The organism is Serratia plymuthica (genome assembly GCF_018336935.1).
Lineage (GTDB): Bacteria > Pseudomonadota > Gammaproteobacteria > Enterobacterales > Enterobacteriaceae > Serratia > Serratia plymuthica_B.
The window spans coordinates 2,039,029-2,056,645 of the sequence record NZ_CP068771.1 but is presented as its reverse complement, the minus strand read 5'-3'; the positions used below and the strand labels follow the sequence as shown (position 1 = coordinate 2,056,645).

Sequence of the window (17,617 nt, the reverse complement as noted above, 5' to 3'; positions counted from 1 at the left end):
GCGGTTAATGCCTCCAACGCATCGATTCCGTTACGTTACCGGCATCTTCGCCGCAATAATTGCTGTACACTGATAACCATCTTCACTGACCAGGCCACAACGATGAAAAAACTGACGCTGAAAGACATGACGGAAAGCGAACAACGTGAAGTAAAAACCGAGCTGGACAAGGCGCGTAAAAATCTCGGCCGGGAACTGACGAATGCCGAGAACAACAAGACCAAGGATGAAGTCGTGGCGCGCATCATGGCCGCCCGCGAGAAAATCGAAAAAGCCACGCGCGCCGAACGTAAAGCCAACCGGGTCAAACCCAGCGGCGAAACCTTCAGCTGGTCCGCTTCAATCAGCACCCGCCCCCCGCGTTAATGCCTTAAGAAAACCCCGCCGGCGCGGGGTTTTTTATTGCCCCGATTCATTAGCCAAACTCATCAGCCTATTCGAATCATGAATAACAATGTTATCAATAAGTTGTAAATTGACAGCATAATGAAGAATATTCATTATCGATGGATATCCTCTGGCATTTTCTCATCTGGCTTATCTGTCGTTTGCACTGAAGGAACTTATTATGGCTTCATTCTCCGGTATTTGGGTTGCGCTGGTTACCCCATTCAATAATAACGCCGTCGATCTGCCTGCGGTTAAACGGCTGGCGCAATACCTGATCGCCTCCGGCGTCTCCGGGTTGGTGGTCTGTGGCACCACCGGCGAAGCAGCGGCGTTGAGTAAAGAAGAACAATTGGCGGTACTGGATGCGGTGTTGGACGTTGTACCGGCCAGCCAGGTGGTGATGGGGCTGTCGGGCAATAACATGCTGGATACCCTGCAGATGCAGCAGGAGATCCAACTGCGCGACATCGCCGGTGTGCTGATCCCCGCGCCCTATTACATCCGCCCATCGCAATGCGGCCTGGTGGATTACTTCACCCAGCTTGCCGACGCGTCGAGCGTGCCGGTGATCCTGTACAATATCCCGCAGCGCACCGGTATCGTGATGGAGCTGCAAACCCTCAGGCAGATCGCCCGCCATCCGCAGGTCAAGGCGATCAAAGACTGCGGCGGTAACCCGGATACCACCATGGCGCTGATTGACGACGGCGAAATCGACGTCATGACCGGCGAAGATAACCTGATCCTCACCACCCTGTGCCTGGGCGGCACCGGGGCAATTTCCGCCTCCGCACATATTTACCCGCAGCGCTTCGTGCAACTGGTGCAACAGGTTGCCAACGGCGATCTGGCTGCCGCGCGCGCTAACTTCTATACGCTGTTGCCGATGATCCACCAGATGTTCAGTTTCCCCAATCCGGCCCCTGTCAAAGCCGCTCTTGCGCAGCAAGGTCTGATCCGCAACGAACTGAGATCGCCGATGCAAATCGCGCCGCAGGCGTTGCAACAGCGCATTGCCGTCACTTTGGCGCAGTTACAGCCAGAGGATGCGCTGGTGAGCTAAATTTGTTAGCTAACCCGCTGTAATTTTAACGTTATGGAACTAGGATCAGAGGTTAAGCATGCCTGTCATTCATCACAATCAAGGAGCTTACGATGAAACTGTTCTATAAAGCCGGTGCCTGTTCTCTGTCACCGCATATTGTGCTGCGCGAGGCGGGCCTGGATTTTACGGCGGAAAAGGTCGATCTGGCGCAGAAAAAGACCGAAAGCGGTGCCGACTACCTGGCCATCAACCCTAAGGGACAAGTACCGGCGCTGTTGCTGGATGATGGCAGCCTGCTGACCGAGGGCGTGGCGATTGTGCAATATCTGGCGGATCGCGTGCCGGACCGCAACCTGATCCCGGCTGCGGGTACACTGTCGCGTTATCATGCCATTGAGTGGTTGAACTATATTGCGACTGAATTGCACAAGGGATTCAGCCCGCTGTTTAACCCGAAAACGCCGGATGAATACAAGGCCATCGCACGCGCCAAACTGGAGCAGCAATTCGGCTATTTGGATTCCGTGCTGGCAAAGCAGCACTTCCTGTTGGGAAACCGGTTCAGCGTGGCGGACGCCTATCTGTTTACCGTTTTGCGTTGGGCCATCTCCCAGCGGTTCGATCTCAAAAAACACCCCCACTTGGCGGCGTATTTTGACAGAGTCGCTGCACGGCCAGCGGTAGATGCGGCGCTGAATGCCGAAGGTTTGAAATAGCACCCAAGCCCCGGCTGCACTGCCGGGGCTGCAGAGCTTAGCGTTTTACCGCTTTGAACTCGCAGTTCGGCTGCACGATGCGATCCTGAGCCGCCACGACCTGCAGTTCGTACTCGCCCATTGCCTGGGTTGCCAGCATCACTTCATACACCGCCGCCGTCACATGCTCCAATGCCTTATCCAGCGCCATGCCTTGCAGTAAATCGACCAGTAACAGGCCGCTGGTCAGGTCGCCTACGCCGACCGGTTGGCGAGCGCCAAAATCCACCAGCGGGCGGCTGATATGCCAGGCTTCATCTGCCGTGACCAACAGCATTTCGAAACAGTCGATATGATAGCCGGCGCGGCTCAGGTGTTTGACCAGCACCAGCTTCGGCCCTTTGGCGATCAGTTCACGTGCGGCGCTTATCGCTTGCCCAACGTCAGTGACTTCCCGTTGGCTCAGCAGTTCCAGTTCAAGCAGGTTTGGCGCAATCATGTCGCTGCATTGCAACGCCTGCCGGCAAAAAAACTCCGCCACGCCCGGCGCAACGATGCAGCCCTTTTCAGGGTGGCCCATCACCGGATCGCAGAAATACCAGGCGTCCGAATTAGCCTGTTTGACCTGACGAACCACCTCGAGAATATGATTGCCCTGCTCCGGCGAACCGATATAGCCGCTCAGCACCGCATTGCAGTTTTTCAGTTGATCGATGGCCGCAATCCCCTGAGCGATCTCTGTCAGGTGGCTGGCCGGCATCACGCAGCCCGTCCATTTTCCGTACTGGGTATGATTTGAAAACTGCACCGTGTTCAGCGGCCAGACGTTAACGCCCATACGGCGCATTGGGAATTCAGCCGCACTGTTGCCCGCGTGCCCAAACACCACATGCGATTGAATAGAGAGAATATTTTTCATCGATACAGCCTGACCTCGCCATGCCGTGCGCATCAGCCCGCGGCGAAAATAGTGTTATAAGCAACAGAATGTGTCAACCGTTGGCTTCCAGTGAGAGAATTTTAAGAAGTCGGCTCTTTTACTCCCAATCCAGATTCTATCCAAAGTGAAACAGCAAAAAAAGCTTATAAAAAATAAAGTTATGACGAACATCCTGAATAACAGATTATGTTTTCATCAAAACATTGCATTTATGATTTTTTAGTCTGTACTTAAAGATGCTCTTCTCTTTCACTCAACGAGGCAAAAATGGGAATTCTAAAAATACAACAAGATGTAGCGATTCTGTATTATGCAATTTTAGGTAAAAGTGCCGATATAGAAACCTGCGAATATTTTTCAAAAGGATTAGAGACGTTCGCTTACAATCAGGAATCTCTTGCCAATAAAATTTTCAACTCAGCAGATGGTCATTATCGCTACGATACCCTTAGCACCTCAGAAAAAATAAATAAAATTTATAATAACATAACGCAAGTAGAACCCACCGATGCCATACTCGCAGATTTAGTAGCGCAGGTAAATAGTGGGAAAAACCTTGGACAAATAACCCTGAGCATTATTAATAATATAAGCTCTTATGATAGTACCAATCCAGCCATTGTTGCTCAACAGCAGAATATAACAAACATTATCAACTCTACACTTTACCCTGCATTCGAGCTATCCTACTCACAACCTTCTGCCGCTGAAAAAATTCAAGGGATATATTATGTCTTAGGCAGTTTTATGGATGCAGATGGCATTAACTATTGGGGTAAGCAATTGTCAGAAGGGAAAAGAGATGCTGTAGAAATCGCAGATCTTTTCATCTCATCAAAATCTTGGTTATCCAGCTTAAGTGATGGTGATTTTGTCAAAAAAATATTCAAGCAAACCTTTGGAACTGACGCCAGTGATCAGGACCTGCAGAAATACACTGCTGGGTTGACTGGACATTTTGAAACCAGGGGTGATGTAGTGATGCGAATGATTGCTGACATTAAAAATGACACAAATCACGCCGTTGCTAAAACAAATTTCATCAACGCAACTCATGTTTATGCTCCTGGGGAGTTACCTGAATTAAAATACCAAGAAATGGTGGCATACATATACTTGAATACTGCACATTTCTCCGCAGATGCCAGAGCAATGGATACATACAGCAAGATGCTCTTCAGCGGTACAACCACCTCTGAGCTGTTAAAGATACTGTATACGTCACCCTCATTTTTCAGAGCCAAAGACTTTGACATTCTTTTTAACTCTCTCTACGGTTCACCTTTATCTCCAATGGAAAGGCAAAGTCTTTTAGACCAAACGGGGAATGACCCATTTAAGGTAAGTGCTTTAATATTAGAGACATTCCGCAACGGGAAATCACCGTTTCCAAATAATCATAAAGCCCCAAGCGAATCAACATTATTCCACCAGGAACTGGCTATCGCTCAAATGCTTGGGTACAAAAGCATCGCAGTATTGCAAAATACATCTGACTCTAACGGATTAATCAGCAATATCAATACCGGCGTTACTCATACCCTAACCAATGCAGAAAAATCGATCCTTGAGAAGGTATCTATAGAGGTATATAACAATAAAGAAATCAATCTTGATTATGCAAAAAAACTCACAGATGTAACATTACTTGGCGAGTTTTCTGCAAACCCCGTTGTTATAGACTCTCTTAAGAACAAGCCTTTTACATTACATGTCCAGATTGGTGACTATCAATCATTCCAGTCTGTTAAAAATATAAATTTTGGTTCTGAGAGCGATACCGTTGCATTTAATGACATTTATCACAATACTATTAAAAATGCCGTTCTCAATATCGACTTTGGTTCTGGTACTAATAAATTATTTTGGAACGGTAACGGTAAAAATGGAAACCCCAACATTGTCAGCACTCAATTCACCGCTGAGTCAAACTCCAGTTCCGAGCAATTATCTCTAATCTCAGGAAACTTCATCACCAAAGACATTTACTTGACAACTAATCAAGACGGAAGTGTTAGCGGTTATATTCAAAGTAATATCAATCAATTTAAAAACTTCCAATACATTGAGTTATCAAGCTACATAGGAACAGGGAGAATATATCTTGATGGGAAACTAGTAGGTAATGAAGGTAAAAACATCATTGACTTGGGTGTGACAAATCAAACAGCGAGCATTTACAATGAAAAATATGATAATGTTACATCACTAGTTCAATCTGATCATGCAACAGTCAGTTCCGCCGGCTGGACTGGTAGTAAAGGCGTTATATTATCCAGCGTAGCCAAAGATGTTCACGTTATTAATGCAGCAAGCGATGGAACTTTTTTGCTTGATGTCAGAGGGCATGCAACGAGTCAAAGCAAAATACATTTGGAACTGGCCCCGAGCATCCAACCTACGGCATATAACAACTGGAAGATAAATATTTCCGGAGTTAACCTTAAACAATTGAATGCTGGTGAAGTTGAATTAACAAGCCATTACAGCTCGCCTGACAGTAAAGAGGGTCTTGAAATTGTTTCTGCAGGTTCAGCAGTCAACTCATTAGTATTGTCAGGTAAAAACAATTACATTGAGAATATTTATGTGACTGGTTCATCAAAATTGAATTTGAAAATAAAATCTGATTTCAGTGACACATTGAAGAATATTAATATTCCTGCTGCCGAAGATCCCTGGACCTCAGTACCCAAAATATCTGTTAACTTAACTCTCGAAAAAGAAGGGAGTGGCGGTGGTGAATTTTATAAATTACTACAATCTTTGAGCGATCACAGTAAATATGATGTTCTGATCGGCGAACTTGCAGGTGAGCAGATCACTATTAATTACAATAGTAAGAACATTTTCAATATCAAAGGAGATACCACGCTAAAATATTATGATGAAACAGGGGTTGATTACATTCATGAATTAAATAGATTTAACTTTGAACAAAGCACAATCGATAAGATGGTAACCATTACCGGTCTTGACCCAACAGATACTGTTACCGTCGGTAAAGGTACACAACAGTGGGTCTTCAGCAAAGCGGGAGCAAAAAGCATGGAGAATTATGGCTCCGTCACGTCGCAAGATGCGATAGATGCAATATTCAACTCGCTTTCTCAGTCAAGTACCGACAACGCGCAAGCTACTTTTGGTAAAGCATTAGAGAAGATAACTCAGGGCGAAAGCAACGGTAATCTGGCTGAAGTTGGTGCACTCAAACTAGGTAAAAACCTGTATGTAATTATTGATAAAAATCATAATAAAAATTTTGATCATGATGATTATGTATTTTCACTTGGTAACCATGATATCAATGCTACTATCGCCGCGACGCATTACCAATCACCGGAAATTGCGCTGAACGGCCTTACCACTGGAATACATGAGATTATTACCGCCTAATAAACGGCCCGTGGGATAATTCCCCGGGCCTTATTTCTAACCGCTCCGCAGTAAATTACTGCCAGTCGACCAGGCAGTAATGCTTTTTACCCCGGCGCAACAGCGTGTAACGGCCGAACAGACGATCGGCGTCGCTGAACGCGTATTCGGCGTTGGACTGTTTCTCACCGTTGATGGTCACCGCGTTGGAGCCGATCATGGTGCGCGCCTGGCCACGTGACGGCACCAGTTCGGCATTGACCAGCGCCTGCTGCAGATCCGCGTCGCCATCCAGTTTGATGGTTGGCATACCGTCTTGCGCCAACTGGGCGAAGTCGGCTTCGGTCATCTCGTGCAGTGCGCCGGAGAACAGGCTCTGGGTGATGCGCTTGGCCGCAGCCAGCCCTTCCGCGCCATGCACCATACCTGTCACTTCTTCCGCCAGCACATACTGGGCGCGCGGCGCTTTGCCGCTGTTCTTGTCTTCTTCTTCCAGCGCGTTGATGTCTTCCAGGCTCATGAAGGTGAAGAACTTCAGGAAACGGTAAACGTCGGCGTCGGCGGTGTTGATCCAGAACTGGTAGAACTTGTACGGGCTGGTTTTTTCCGGTGCCAGCCACACTGCGCCGCCTTCGGTCTTGCCGAACTTGGTGCCATCCGCTTTGGTGATCAACGGCACCGTCAGGCCGAACACCTGCTTCTGGTGCATGCGGCGAGTCAGATCGATACCGGACGTGATGTTGCCCCACTGATCGGAACCGCCAATCTGCAGTTCCACCTGATGGCGATTGTACAGCTCGGAGAAATCGAACCCCTGCAGCAGGTTGTAGGAGAACTCGGTGAAGGAAATGCCCGAGTCGTCACGGTTCAAACGCTGCTTCACCGCCTCCTTGTTGATCATCTGGTTCACGGAGAAATGCTTGCCGATGTCACGCAGGAAGGTCAGCACGTTCATGCCTCCGAACCAGTCATAGTTGTTGGCGGCGATGGCGCTGTTGCTCCCGCAGTCGAAATCGAGGAACGGGGAAACCTGTTTGCGGATCTTTTCTACCCACTCATTCACCGTCTCGGCGGTATTGAGCTTGCGCTCAGCCGCTTTGAAGCTCGGATCGCCGATCAGACCCGTGGCGCCGCCTACCAGCGCGACAGGCTTGTGGCCGGCCAACTGGAAGCGCTTCAGGCACAACAGGGGAACCAGATGGCCCAAATGCAAGCTGTCAGCGGTCGGATCGAAACCGCAATACAGTGCAATTGGCCCTTGCGCCAGTCGCTCCGCTAACGCTTCTTCATCCGTAACCTGGGCAACGAGGCCCCGCTCTTGCAGTTGTTTAATCAAGTTGCTGCTTGCCATCAATGACTCCATGTATAAACGAATGCACCTTTGTCGGTACACGACCTTTCGCCCACTGGCGAAATATAAAATTTACGATAACGCATTTACCCTAAATAATTCGAGTTGCAGGAAGGCGGCAAGAACGCGAGTCCCGATGAGCTTACAACAGGTAAGTGATTCGGGTGAACGCTTGCAGCCAACACACCTGCAGCTTGAAGTACGACGGGTATAGAATAAAGCGCCGACGGCATCAGTGCCAGCGCTTAAGGGGGATTTTCAGTTTTCAGGGCGCCAGTCGGTCAATTTTCCAGTCATTCCCATCGCGCTGATACAAAAAGCGGTCATGCAGGCGGTGTTCGCCGCCCTGCCAGAACTCGACAGAATCGAAATTAACGCGGAATCCGCCCCAGAAACTCGGCAACGGCACTTCGCCCTGCTGGAATTTTTGCTTCAGTTCGAGGAATTTGCTCTCCAGTACGCCGCGTGCGGAAATGCGCGATGACTGCTGCGATACCCAGGCGCCGATCTGGCTGTCTTTCGGCCGGCTGGTGAAATACTTCATCACCTCCAGCGTGGACAGACGTTCTGCCTTGCCAAGGAAAATCACCTGACGATCTAGCATATGCCACGGAAATAGCAGGCTGATGTGCGGATTTTGCGCTAACTGTTGCGCCTTGCGGCTGCCGAGGTTGGTATAAAAGACCAGGCCTTTGTCGTCAAAATGCTTGAGCAGCACGATACGCTGATAAGGTTGGCCATTTTCATCCACCGTAGCCACGCACATGGCGGTAGGATCGGCCAGGCGCGCATCGCAGGCCTGCTTCAGCCAGCGTTCAAACAATTCAAGCGGATTAGCGGTCAGATCGTTGCGGCGCAGGCCGCCACGGGTGTATTCACGGCGCAGGTCCGCAACATCAAACTCATTATTTTCAATCATCTGGTTTATCGACCAACCGAAAAATTCGTCGTTACATTCTGCGCCTGCGGCGCCAGAATCTCAATCGTTCTGACGCCGCCGTCGGCCGATCAATTAGCCAGTACGCAGTCGCTTATAATCACCTTGTCATTACGCTCGACATAGGCGTTTTGGCCCTTCGACCAGAAACTGTACTTGCCGTCGCTGTATTTCGCGCCGGACATGACCAACACCTGTTTCAGCTTCAATTGCTCGCCATCCATCAGAAAGCTGGCCGTGCTGTCCTTACCGTCCAGCGACACCGTCAGCGGCGTAGTGCCGCACTGGTAATGCAGCGTCTGGCTGCTTTGCGGCAATACGTAACTGCAGCCTGCCAGCGTCAGCGCGCCTGCGGCAATAATGATTTTTTTCATGCTGTTGCTCCTTAGGGAAATCTGTCGATTTCTATCCTAACAGAGCTAACGGGGCCCTAAAGGCAAAACCGGATAAATCCCACCCAGCAGGGTTTCACGGCTGGCGCCGGTGACCGACGGCAGGTTGCCGGCCTGCCCGGACAGGGTGCGAAACGCCAGCCAGGCAAAGGCCAGCGCTTCCATATCGTCACCACTGACGCCGAAATCATCGGTCAGACAGACTTCGATACCCGGCAACAGCGCGGACATCCGCGCCATCAGCAACGGGTTGCGCGCCCCGCCGCCACACACCAGCAAACGCTCGCACCCTCCCGCCAATTGTACCTGCTCGCAAATGGTGACCGCCGTCAATTCCGCCAAGGTGGTTTGTACATCGGTGGGGCTGATTGCCGGCAAGCCCGAGAGTTGGCGCTCCAGCCAAGCGGCGTTGAAATACTCGCGACCGGTGCTTTTCGGCGCAGGCAGCGCAAAGTAAGGATCTGCCAACATCTGTTGCAACAGCGGCAGGCAGACGCGCCCCTCCATCGCCCATGCGCCGTCCTTGTCGTAAGGCCGCGAACGATGGCGCCATACCCAGGCATCCATCAGCATATTGCCCGGCCCGGTATCGAAACCGCGCACCGGCGCGCCTGGCAGCAGCAGCGAAAGGTTGGCGATGCCGCCAATATTGAGCACCATACGGCGCTCTACCTGATGCGCCAACAGCGCCTGATGAAATGCCGGTACCAGCGGAGCACCCTGGCCGCCGTAGGCCATATCGCGGCGGCGGAAATCGCCGACGGTGGTGATATTGGCCAATGCGGCAATGCGGTTGTTATCGCCCAGTTGCATCGAGAAGCGTGCATCGCCTTCAGGCTCATGCCATACCGTCTGGCCATGACAACCGATAGCGGTGATGTCGTGCGCCGACATGCCGGTCTGTTTCAGCAAACCAAGCACCGCCTCGCCAAACAACACCCCAAGCTGCGCATCCAGCCGGCCCACCGCAGAGAGCGTGGTCTGCTGGCCCTGGCACATGCCAAGAATGTCTTGCTTCAGTTGGATCGGCATCGGGTGGCTGTAACTTGCCTGCTGCGCGACCATTCGTCCGTCGATTGCGGCAAGCACCACATCGACGCCATCCAGACTGGTGCCAGACATAACACCTATATAGCGGCCTGACTTCATAGCAACATCCTTTAACCCGCACGGGGAAGCAAACTTTCAACCGATAAATAAACCAGAATTGGGCCATTAACGCCATGAATTATGATGTCTTTTTTTCACCTCTGTGAGCGATGCGCCTGTTTTTCGCGGCCGGCCACGGTGATAAAGGCGGCTAAACTGCGGTTCAACCCGCAACGGAATTTGTTCCGGCCCTGTCATAAAGCTAAACCACCGTTTATTATTGGTTGAACAGAGTAAAGTTAAGCTGCGTGCAGTAACGGGCATGGTGATGTACGCGTATTTACGCCATACTTTGTCTATTGTTTTCACAGAATCTGGCCTGGAAAGGTTTCCCAGGTTATGGACTACCACAACAGGAGTTTTATATGATCAAGCGTCTTCTCGTCGTTGCCGTCGCCGCAGTTACGCTGGCAGGATGCGCCAATGAATCCATGTCCGGCGATGTCTATTCATCCTCGCAGGCCAAACAGGTTCAGACCGTGACTTACGGTACGCTGGTTTCTGTTCGTCCGGTCAAGATCCAAGGGAGCGACAGTTCGAATACCATTGGGGCGATCGGCGGTGCGGTACTTGGCGGCTTGCTGGGCAACACCGTAGGTGGCGGCACCGGCCGTACCCTGGCAACCGCGGCGGGCGCAGTAGCCGGCGGCGTAGCAGGCAACAGCGTCGGTGAGCTGGCAGGACGCACCTCGGGTTATGAGTTGGAAATCAAGACCGACCAGAAAGAGAACATCGTGGTGGTTCAGAAGGCGGGCGAAACCAAGTTCAGCGTGGGTCAACGTGTGCGTATGGCGCGCACTGGCGACACCATTACCGTTTCCCCGTTGTAAGCGAAAGCTGCAAGGTAAAACCGGAGGCCAAGGCCTCCGGTTTCATTTCCGATGCTGTGAAATCTAATCAAATAAAGAAAACGTTATTATTGTTTATTTTGCAATTCAGAGATGTTTTGTTCCAGCTTGCCAATCAAACCTACCAACAACTGCACTTCATCCGTGGTAATGCCACTCAAAATCTCACCGCGCGTAGAGCTGATGACGCTGTCCACTTCCCTGATGATGGGATCGGCCGCTTCAGTCAATTTGATACGCTTTGCGCGCCGGTCGTTAGCGCAAGTGTGGCGAGTAATAAGCCCCTTCTCTTCCAGTTGGTCCAGCGTTCGAACCAGCGAAGGCTGTTCAATGCCGATTGCCTTGGCCAGTTGGATCTGCGACTGCTCCGGCGGTAGACGATTGATATTGTGCAGGGTGACCCAGTGTGTTTGCGTGAGCGCCAGCGGCTTGAGCCGATGATCGATAAGCGCGCGCCAAACACGAACTAATCGTGCTAAATCTGAACCTAATGATGACTCCACTTCCCCCTCCTTATAATTAGCATGCTAATATAACTATCCAAAGCTTAGACCATTCTGAGTAACTCACATTAAAAACACAAATGTATATAATGTATATTGTAGAAATAGCCACCACTTTGCTCAGCTATTGTTTATCCTTTACGCAAATATTTAACATATTCACTAGTAGGGATTGTTAATGTGAATAGTCCATGGCTTCACGCCGCCTCCCCCCTGCCCGATTTGGTGCTCGGCGCCTCACTCTATTTTCCACCCATATTTAAAGCTTTTCTGCTCGGGTCAGTTTTATGGCTACTGGCACACCGCCTGTTGCGAGACTGGATTTATTCCGGCGAAATTTGGCATCCCATGTTGATGGATTTGTCTATTTTCGTCATCGCCGTCAGTGGCTCCTTATGGATTTTAGCGAGTTGGTAACTCATGACGCATAAAACGTTAAAATATTTTTCTACGGTAATCGTCTGCGCCATTGCCCTGTGCGCCGGTTGGTGGTTGTGGAATTATTATATGCAATCCCCGTGGACCCGTGATGGAAAGGTGCGCGCCGAGCTCGTCAATATCACACCAGAAGTTTCTGGCAGATTAGAGAAAATAACCGTACATGACAATCAGTTCATACCTGCGGGAAGTCTGATTTTTACTCTCGACCCGGTGCCATACCAGATTGCGCTGGACAATGCTGAGGCCGCACTGGCAAAAGCGCAGTCCGACCTGGCCAAAGCGGAGCATGAGGCGGCGCGTCGTCGCAGCCTGCCAAAAAACGTTATTTCTGCCGAAAATATGGATGAGTCAAATTTAGCCGCGCAGGCAATGAAAGCCGCGTATAAAGCCGCTGAGGCTAATCTGAAACAGGCTAAATGGAATTTAAGCAAAACTAAAATTTACGCACCTGTCGATGGCTATATCACTAATTTGCAAGCACGTGTTGGGAACTATGCCAGCGCCGGCACGCCATTGGTTGCGCTGGTCGACGCACACTCATTTTACGTGCTCGGCTATTTTGAAGAAACCAAGCTCAAGCATATAAAAGAAGGCAATAAAGCGGATATCGTTTTATATAATGGCAACATCCCTCTGTTGGGCCAGGTGGAGAGCATTGGCCGTGCCATTAACGATCAAAGCGTCGACAGCAGCGGCGATTTATTAATGGACGTGAAGCCCAATGTTCCCTGGGTTCGTTTGGCGCAGCGCGTGCCGGTGCGGATAAAACTGTTGAACGCACCCGCCGATCTGCCCTTGGTGGCGGGTACCACCTGCACCATCGCCATTCATCAGTAAGGCTAACCAGTGAACCTGCCCTTTTTGGAATGGAAGCGCACCCCCTGGGGTAAGGCCACCGGGGGGCAATGGCGCTATGCGCTGCGCAACTCGCTGGCCATGTGCCTGTCATTATGGCTGGCGTTCGTCCTCAATCTCGACGAACCTTATTGGGCGTTGACCTCTGCTGCGGTGGTCAGCTTCCCCACCGTCGGCGGCGTCATCAGCAAAAGTCTCGGACGCATTATCGGCAGCCTGATAGGCGCCGCCGCGTCAGTGGCCATTGCCGGTCATTGCCTGAACGATCCCTGGCTGTTCACCTTATTTATCGCCGCCTGGATCGGTTTGTGCACCTACATTTCCAACCATTATCAGAACAACGTTTCCTATGCGTTTGCGCTGGCGGGCTATACCGCCGCCATCATCGCCTTCGGCACGGTCAACGTCACCGATACTCAGCAGATCTTTGATATCGCTCAAGCGCGCGTCTGCGAGGTCATCACCGGCATTCTGTGCGGCGGCGTGATGATGATGATCCTGCCCAGCACCTCAGACGGTGAAACCTTGCTGACCTCGTTAAGACGCATGCACCTGCGGCTGTTGGAACATGCAGCCATGCTGTGGCAACCGGAAATCACCGCTCAAATGCGCACGTCGCACGAGGGCGTCATCGGGCAGATCCTGACCATGAACCTGCTGCGTATTCAGGCGTTCTGGAGCCACTACCGACTGCGGCGGCAGAATAACCTGCTCAACTATATGCTGCACCAACAGTTGCGCCTTACCAGCGTGATCTCCAGCCTGCGCCGCATGTTGCTGAACTGGCCGGATCGCCCGGCCAATCTGGCGGCCGTCCTGGATCAAGTGCTGACCGAACTGCGCGATCCCGCCGCCGACAAATACCGGCTGGCGCGTATCCTGCAGCAGATAGCCCCTCAGGATCCGGCAGATTACCGCCACCGCGCCTTCTGGCTGCGGCTGCGCCATTTCTGTTGGCTGTATCTGAGCTGCAGCCGCTGGTTGCAAAGATTGGAAGGCGCCACGCCGGTCAGCGATATCCAGCCCCCTCGCGTGACCTCTCTGGCGCGCCATACCGACAGTTACGAAGCCGCCTATAACGGCCTGCGCACCTTTTTGTGCATTATCATCGGTTGCGCTTACTGGATTAACACCCAGTGGGATGCAGGCAGCTCGGCGCTGACGTTAACCGCCATCAGCTGCGTGCTCTATTCTTCCACCCCTTCGCCGATCAACAGCATCACCACCTTGTTGAAGGCGGTATTGCTGCTTTCGGTCGCCTGCTTTGTGGTGAAATTCGGCCTGATGATCCAAATTGACGATTTTTGGGTATTCTGCGCCTTCCTGTTCCCCATTCTGATCACCCTGCAGATGATCAAACTGCAAAATCCGCCCTACGCCGCGCTATGGGGGCAACTGATCGTATTTATGGGTTCTTTTCTCACCGTCACCAACCCGCCAAGTTACGATTATCAGTCGTTTATCAATAACAACATCGGCAAGATTGTCGGGGTATTGTTTGCCGGTTTGGCATTCCAGATCCTGCGGCCCAGTTCTGACAAACGTAAAAGCCGGCGCATTATTCGCGCTCTGCGGCGCGACTTTAGCGATCAACTGAGCCAAAAACCGCAGCAGAGCGAGAGCCAGTTCGAATCTCTGATTTATCACCGCATCAGTCAGTTGAGTCAAAGCCAGGATCAGGAGGCGCGCAGCTGGTTATTGCGCTGGGGCGTGGTGCTGCTTAACTGCAGCCATATCGTTTGGCAATTGCGTGACTGGCAAACCCGCTCCGATCCGCTCTCGGCGGTACGTGACGTCTGCATTCACTGTCTGCGGGACATTATGACCGAGAAAGGCGTGCAGCGCCCCTCCCTGGACGCCACGCTGCGGGAACTGCTGCGCATGAGCAATGCGTTGGCGCACCACCCGGAGCAGGCGGCGCGCGATCTTGCCGGATTGATTTGGCGGCTTTACTGTTCGCTGCAACAACTGCAGCAGGCGATCAACCTGCCCGACGACGCCGCGGCAGCCTCCGCCGCCCGTTAAACCCGGTTATCCCTTAATCACACCGCAGGCGAAACGTTCGCCCCCGCCACCCAAGGGTTTCGGATGGTCGGAGTGGTTGTCTCCACCGGCATGTACCATGAGCGCTTTGCCGGTTATTTCGCTGATTTTTTTCAGCCGCGGTGCCAGAACCGGGTAACTGGCCATGCCGTCATCCGTCACATAAATGGCCGGCAAATCGCCCAAATGGCCGTCGGCGTAAGGGCCAAGGTGCTTGCCGGTTTTTTGCGGATCAAAATGCCCACCCGCCGCCAACGCCGCTACCGCCTTGCCCTCTTTCATCCCCGGCTCGCAACTGCCGTTCTCGTGCACATGAAAACCATGCACGCCTGCAGGCAACGCTTTTAACTGAGGGGTAAACAGCAAGCCGTAAGGCGTTTCGCTGATCGTGACTTTGCCGATTTCCTGGCCAATTCCCTGTCCGGTCACCAGATTCATGTCAACATCCACCGTTGCCGCCTGCGCGACGCCACAGGCCATCAGGCCGAAGGCCGCATACCAATAATGTTTCATCAATCACTCTCCATGAAATATCCGTGAACCTTGAGTATAGGGTAGCTGGCGATGTCACCGCGCAAAATGGGGATAAATCTGGCGATAAGATTCGCATTATTAATAATTCATACTAATAATAATTTTACCGCCCGTGGTCATCCGACCAGTTGTCGTTCGGTTCGTTCTGTTCACCTACACTCGCTGCCAGTGCCATTTGATGAGTAAAAGGCCAATGCAGCAAACTCATAAGGAACTGATATGGGCATCTTTAATTACCAAGATCTCGATGATGCGGAATCAAAAACGTTATTTTCCGATGCGCTGGCGATATCCACGTACGCCTATCACAATATCGATAATGGCTTTGACGAAGGGTATCACCACAGCGGCTTTGGATTGGGTTTACCCCTTACGCTGGTTACCGCCCTTATTGGCAGCACCCAATCGCAGGGCGGGCTGCCCGGCATCCCCTGGAATCCCGATTCAGAAAAAGCAGCGTTAGAAGCGGTTAATAACGCCGGCTGGACCCCGATTGGCGCTGAGCAATTAGGCTACCTGGGCAAAACGGATGCCCGCGGCACCTATTACGGCGAGAGTCTGGGTTACACCACCGCCCAGGCGGAGGTGCTGGGAAAATATGACAGCGCAGGCAACCTCATCTCGATTGGCATTGCCTTTCGCGGTACCAGCGGGCCGCGCGAGTCATTAATTACCGACAGTATCGGCGATCTGATCAACGACGTGTTGGCAGGCTTTGGACCGGAAGGCTATGCCGACAATTACAGTCTGAAAGCTTTCGGCACTTTACTGGGCGACGTGGCTAAATTCGCCCAGGCACATGGCCTGAGCGGCGATGATATCACCGTCAGCGGCCACAGCCTGGGCGGGCTGGCGGTGAACAGCATGGCAGCGCTCAGCGACGGTAACTGGGCGGGTTTCTACGCGCAATCCCACTACGTGGCGTTCGCTTCGCCAACGCAATATGAAACAGGCGGCAAAGTCATTAATATTGGTTACGAAAACGATCCGGTCTTTCGCGCGCTGGATGGCACCACGCTGACGCCGGCGTCATTAGGCGTCCATGATGCGCCACAGGCATCCGCCACCAATAATATCGTTAACTTTAACGATCATTACGCCTCTGCCGCCTGGAATATCCTGCCTTTCTCCATTCTGAATATCCCGACCTGGTTATCCCATTTACCGTTCTTTTATCAAGACGGGCTGATGCGGGTGCTGAATTCAGAGTTTTACTCCCTGACCAATAAAGACTCGACGGTGATTGTGTCCAACCTCTCTGATGTCACCCGCGCTGATACCTGGGTGGAGGATTTGAACCGCAACGCCGAGAAACACAGCGGCCCGACCTTTATTATTGGCAGCGAGGGCAACGACTTGATCAAGGGTGGCGCAGGCAACGATTACCTCGAGGGCCGCGCCGGCAATGACACTTTCCGCGACGGCGGCGGGTTTAATATTATTTCCGGCGGCGAGGGAAATAACACGCTGGACCTGCAACAGGCCTTGAAGAAAAACGAGGTGGCTTACGACGGCAATACGCTTTATCTGCGTGACGCGACAGGCGGAATTACCCAGGCAAGCGGTATCAGCACCTTGCGCACTAAAGAAGCCTCATTATTGCTCTTCACCAAAGAAGTAGACCATCAGGTGACCGATGCCGGCTTGAAATCAGGCGCCGGTCTGAATGCCTACTCCGCATCATCCAATGGCAGTGACGGCGCCGATATCCTGCGCGCCAGAGCCGGCGACAACTGGTTGTTCGGCAAAGGTGGCGATGACCAGCTGTTTGGCCACGGCAGCGGAAATCTGACGTTTGTCGGCGGTAACGGCAACGATATGCTGCAAAGCGTCGGCGGTAACAATACGTTCTTGTTCAGCGGGGATTTTGGCAGCGATAAGGTGTACAACTTTGGCGCCACCGACAAGCTGGTCTTTCTGGGGACTCAGGGTGCCAGCGGCGATTTCCACGACTATGTTTCGCAACGCGCTGACGGATTGACGTTGGCCTTCGGCGAAAATAAAGTGACGCTGATCGGCGTAACCGCCGAAAGCCTCAACGATAGTCAGGTGGTGTTGGCTTAAAATAAAAAGCCGGGCTGTCTACAGACCCGGCTTTTCTGATGACGACCTTGGCTAA

16 protein-coding genes are annotated in these 17,617 nt (G+C 51.9%); 9 read left to right on the top strand and 7 right to left on the bottom strand.

All coding sequences use genetic code 11. The annotated features are described in order from the left end of the window. The first annotated feature begins 102 nt into the window (after positions 1 to 102). From JK621_RS09825 to gstA, 3 genes are all read left to right on the top strand, one after another. Positions 103 to 366: a DUF3811 domain-containing protein gene (locus JK621_RS09825; RefSeq protein ID WP_006324956.1), complete on the top strand. Its 264-nt coding sequence runs from the start codon at positions 103 to 105 to the stop codon at positions 364 to 366. Positions 367 to 568: 202 nt separating this feature from the next. Beyond that, complete coding sequence (gene dapA / locus JK621_RS09820; RefSeq protein WP_212559622.1) at positions 569 to 1,453, top strand: 4-hydroxy-tetrahydrodipicolinate synthase; 885 nt, start codon at positions 569 to 571, stop codon at positions 1,451 to 1,453. A 92-nt stretch (positions 1,454 to 1,545) separates the two neighbouring features. After that, positions 1,546 to 2,151, top strand: coding sequence for a glutathione transferase GstA (gene gstA, locus JK621_RS09815; protein ID WP_212559621.1), 606 nt, complete (start codon positions 1,546 to 1,548; stop codon positions 2,149 to 2,151). A gap of 37 nt (positions 2,152 to 2,188) precedes the next feature. Here the strand turns inward: gstA and pdxY are convergent, their stop codons facing one another. Then, the gene (pdxY, locus tag JK621_RS09810) at positions 2,189 to 3,049 is read right to left on the bottom strand and encodes a pyridoxal kinase PdxY (protein ID WP_212559620.1); all 861 of its coding nucleotides are present in this window, start codon (positions 3,047 to 3,049) and stop codon (positions 2,189 to 2,191) included. A gap of 288 nt (positions 3,050 to 3,337) precedes the next feature. Here pdxY and JK621_RS09805 point away from each other — a divergent pair, with 288 nt between their 5' ends. Beyond that, positions 3,338 to 6,466 carry a DUF4214 domain-containing protein gene (locus JK621_RS09805; RefSeq protein ID WP_212559619.1) on the top strand — a complete coding sequence of 1,043 codons (3,129 nt, stop codon included), beginning with the start codon at positions 3,338 to 3,340 and terminating at the stop codon, positions 6,464 to 6,466. A 55-nt stretch (positions 6,467 to 6,521) separates the two neighbouring features. Here the strand turns inward: JK621_RS09805 and tyrS are convergent, their stop codons facing one another. The 4 genes from tyrS to anmK form a co-directional block, all read right to left on the bottom strand. Beyond that, complete coding sequence (gene tyrS / locus JK621_RS09800; RefSeq protein WP_065506196.1) at positions 6,522 to 7,796, bottom strand: tyrosine--tRNA ligase; 1,275 nt, start codon at positions 7,794 to 7,796, stop codon at positions 6,522 to 6,524. A gap of 265 nt (positions 7,797 to 8,061) precedes the next feature. Next, positions 8,062 to 8,715, bottom strand: a complete 654-nt coding sequence (gene pdxH / locus JK621_RS09795; protein WP_062789513.1) for a pyridoxamine 5'-phosphate oxidase — start codon at positions 8,713 to 8,715, stop codon at positions 8,062 to 8,064. A gap of 89 nt (positions 8,716 to 8,804) precedes the next feature. After that, complete coding sequence (locus JK621_RS09790; protein WP_126482402.1) at positions 8,805 to 9,107, bottom strand: MliC family protein; 303 nt, start codon at positions 9,105 to 9,107, stop codon at positions 8,805 to 8,807. Positions 9,108 to 9,152: 45 nt separating this feature from the next. Then, positions 9,153 to 10,274, bottom strand: a complete 1,122-nt coding sequence (gene anmK / locus JK621_RS09785) for an anhydro-N-acetylmuramic acid kinase (RefSeq protein ID WP_212559618.1) — start codon at positions 10,272 to 10,274, stop codon at positions 9,153 to 9,155. A gap of 365 nt (positions 10,275 to 10,639) precedes the next feature. Between anmK and JK621_RS09780 the strand changes: the two genes are divergently transcribed. Further along, positions 10,640 to 11,104 (top strand): glycine zipper 2TM domain-containing protein, encoded by a 465-nt coding sequence (locus JK621_RS09780; RefSeq protein WP_212559617.1) that lies wholly within the window; start codon positions 10,640 to 10,642, stop codon positions 11,102 to 11,104. Between the two features lie 86 nt (positions 11,105 to 11,190). Here JK621_RS09780 and slyA read toward each other — a convergent pair whose 3' ends face one another. Next, entirely contained in the window at positions 11,191 to 11,625 is a 435-nt protein-coding gene (gene slyA, locus JK621_RS09775) for a transcriptional regulator SlyA (protein ID WP_212559616.1), read from the bottom strand. A 180-nt stretch (positions 11,626 to 11,805) separates the two neighbouring features. Here slyA and JK621_RS09770 point away from each other — a divergent pair, with 180 nt between their 5' ends. Genes JK621_RS09770 through JK621_RS09760 form a run of 3 tightly spaced genes read left to right on the top strand, consistent with a single transcriptional unit; the run spans position 11,806 to position 14,946 of the window. After that, the gene (locus JK621_RS09770; protein ID WP_212559615.1) at positions 11,806 to 12,042 is read left to right on the top strand and encodes a DUF1656 domain-containing protein; all 237 of its coding nucleotides are present in this window, start codon (positions 11,806 to 11,808) and stop codon (positions 12,040 to 12,042) included. 3 nt (positions 12,043 to 12,045) lie between these two features. Beyond that, positions 12,046 to 12,903: an efflux RND transporter periplasmic adaptor subunit gene (locus JK621_RS09765; protein ID WP_212559614.1), complete on the top strand. Its 858-nt coding sequence runs from the start codon at positions 12,046 to 12,048 to the stop codon at positions 12,901 to 12,903. Positions 12,904 to 12,912: 9 nt separating this feature from the next. Beyond that, positions 12,913 to 14,946 carry an FUSC family protein gene (locus JK621_RS09760; protein WP_212559613.1) on the top strand — a complete coding sequence of 678 codons (2,034 nt, stop codon included), beginning with the start codon at positions 12,913 to 12,915 and terminating at the stop codon, positions 14,944 to 14,946. 6 nt (positions 14,947 to 14,952) lie between these two features. On the opposite strand, the gene sodC is transcribed toward JK621_RS09760, so the two are convergent. Next, complete coding sequence (gene sodC / locus JK621_RS09755; RefSeq protein WP_126482393.1) at positions 14,953 to 15,477, bottom strand: superoxide dismutase family protein; 525 nt, start codon at positions 15,475 to 15,477, stop codon at positions 14,953 to 14,955. 240 nt (positions 15,478 to 15,717) lie between these two features. Between sodC and JK621_RS09750 the strand changes: the two genes are divergently transcribed. Next, complete coding sequence (locus tag JK621_RS09750) at positions 15,718 to 17,562, top strand: polyurethane esterase (protein WP_212559612.1); 1,845 nt, start codon at positions 15,718 to 15,720, stop codon at positions 17,560 to 17,562. Positions 17,563 to 17,617: the final 55 nt, after the last annotated feature.

Coding starts and splice junctions, on each gene's coding strand:
- JK621_RS09825 (WP_006324956.1), top strand. CDS start 103: ATGAAAAAACTGACGCTGAAAGACATGACGGAAAGCGAACAACGTGAA.
- dapA (WP_212559622.1), top strand. CDS start 569: ATGGCTTCATTCTCCGGTATTTGGGTTGCGCTGGTTACCCCATTCAAT.
- gstA (WP_212559621.1), top strand. CDS start 1,546: ATGAAACTGTTCTATAAAGCCGGTGCCTGTTCTCTGTCACCGCATATT.
- pdxY (WP_212559620.1), bottom strand. CDS start 3,049: ATGAAAAATATTCTCTCTATTCAATCGCATGTGGTGTTTGGGCACGCG.
- JK621_RS09805 (WP_212559619.1), top strand. CDS start 3,338: ATGGGAATTCTAAAAATACAACAAGATGTAGCGATTCTGTATTATGCA.
- tyrS (WP_065506196.1), bottom strand. CDS start 7,796: ATGGCAAGCAGCAACTTGATTAAACAACTGCAAGAGCGGGGCCTCGTT.
- pdxH (WP_062789513.1), bottom strand. CDS start 8,715: ATGATTGAAAATAATGAGTTTGATGTTGCGGACCTGCGCCGTGAATAC.
- JK621_RS09790 (WP_126482402.1), bottom strand. CDS start 9,107: ATGAAAAAAATCATTATTGCCGCAGGCGCGCTGACGCTGGCAGGCTGC.
- anmK (WP_212559618.1), bottom strand. CDS start 10,274: ATGAAGTCAGGCCGCTATATAGGTGTTATGTCTGGCACCAGTCTGGAT.
- JK621_RS09780 (WP_212559617.1), top strand. CDS start 10,640: ATGATCAAGCGTCTTCTCGTCGTTGCCGTCGCCGCAGTTACGCTGGCA.
- JK621_RS09765 (WP_212559614.1), top strand. CDS start 12,046: ATGACGCATAAAACGTTAAAATATTTTTCTACGGTAATCGTCTGCGCC.
- sodC (WP_126482393.1), bottom strand. CDS start 15,477: ATGAAACATTATTGGTATGCGGCCTTCGGCCTGATGGCCTGTGGCGTC.
- JK621_RS09750 (WP_212559612.1), top strand. CDS start 15,718: ATGGGCATCTTTAATTACCAAGATCTCGATGATGCGGAATCAAAAACG.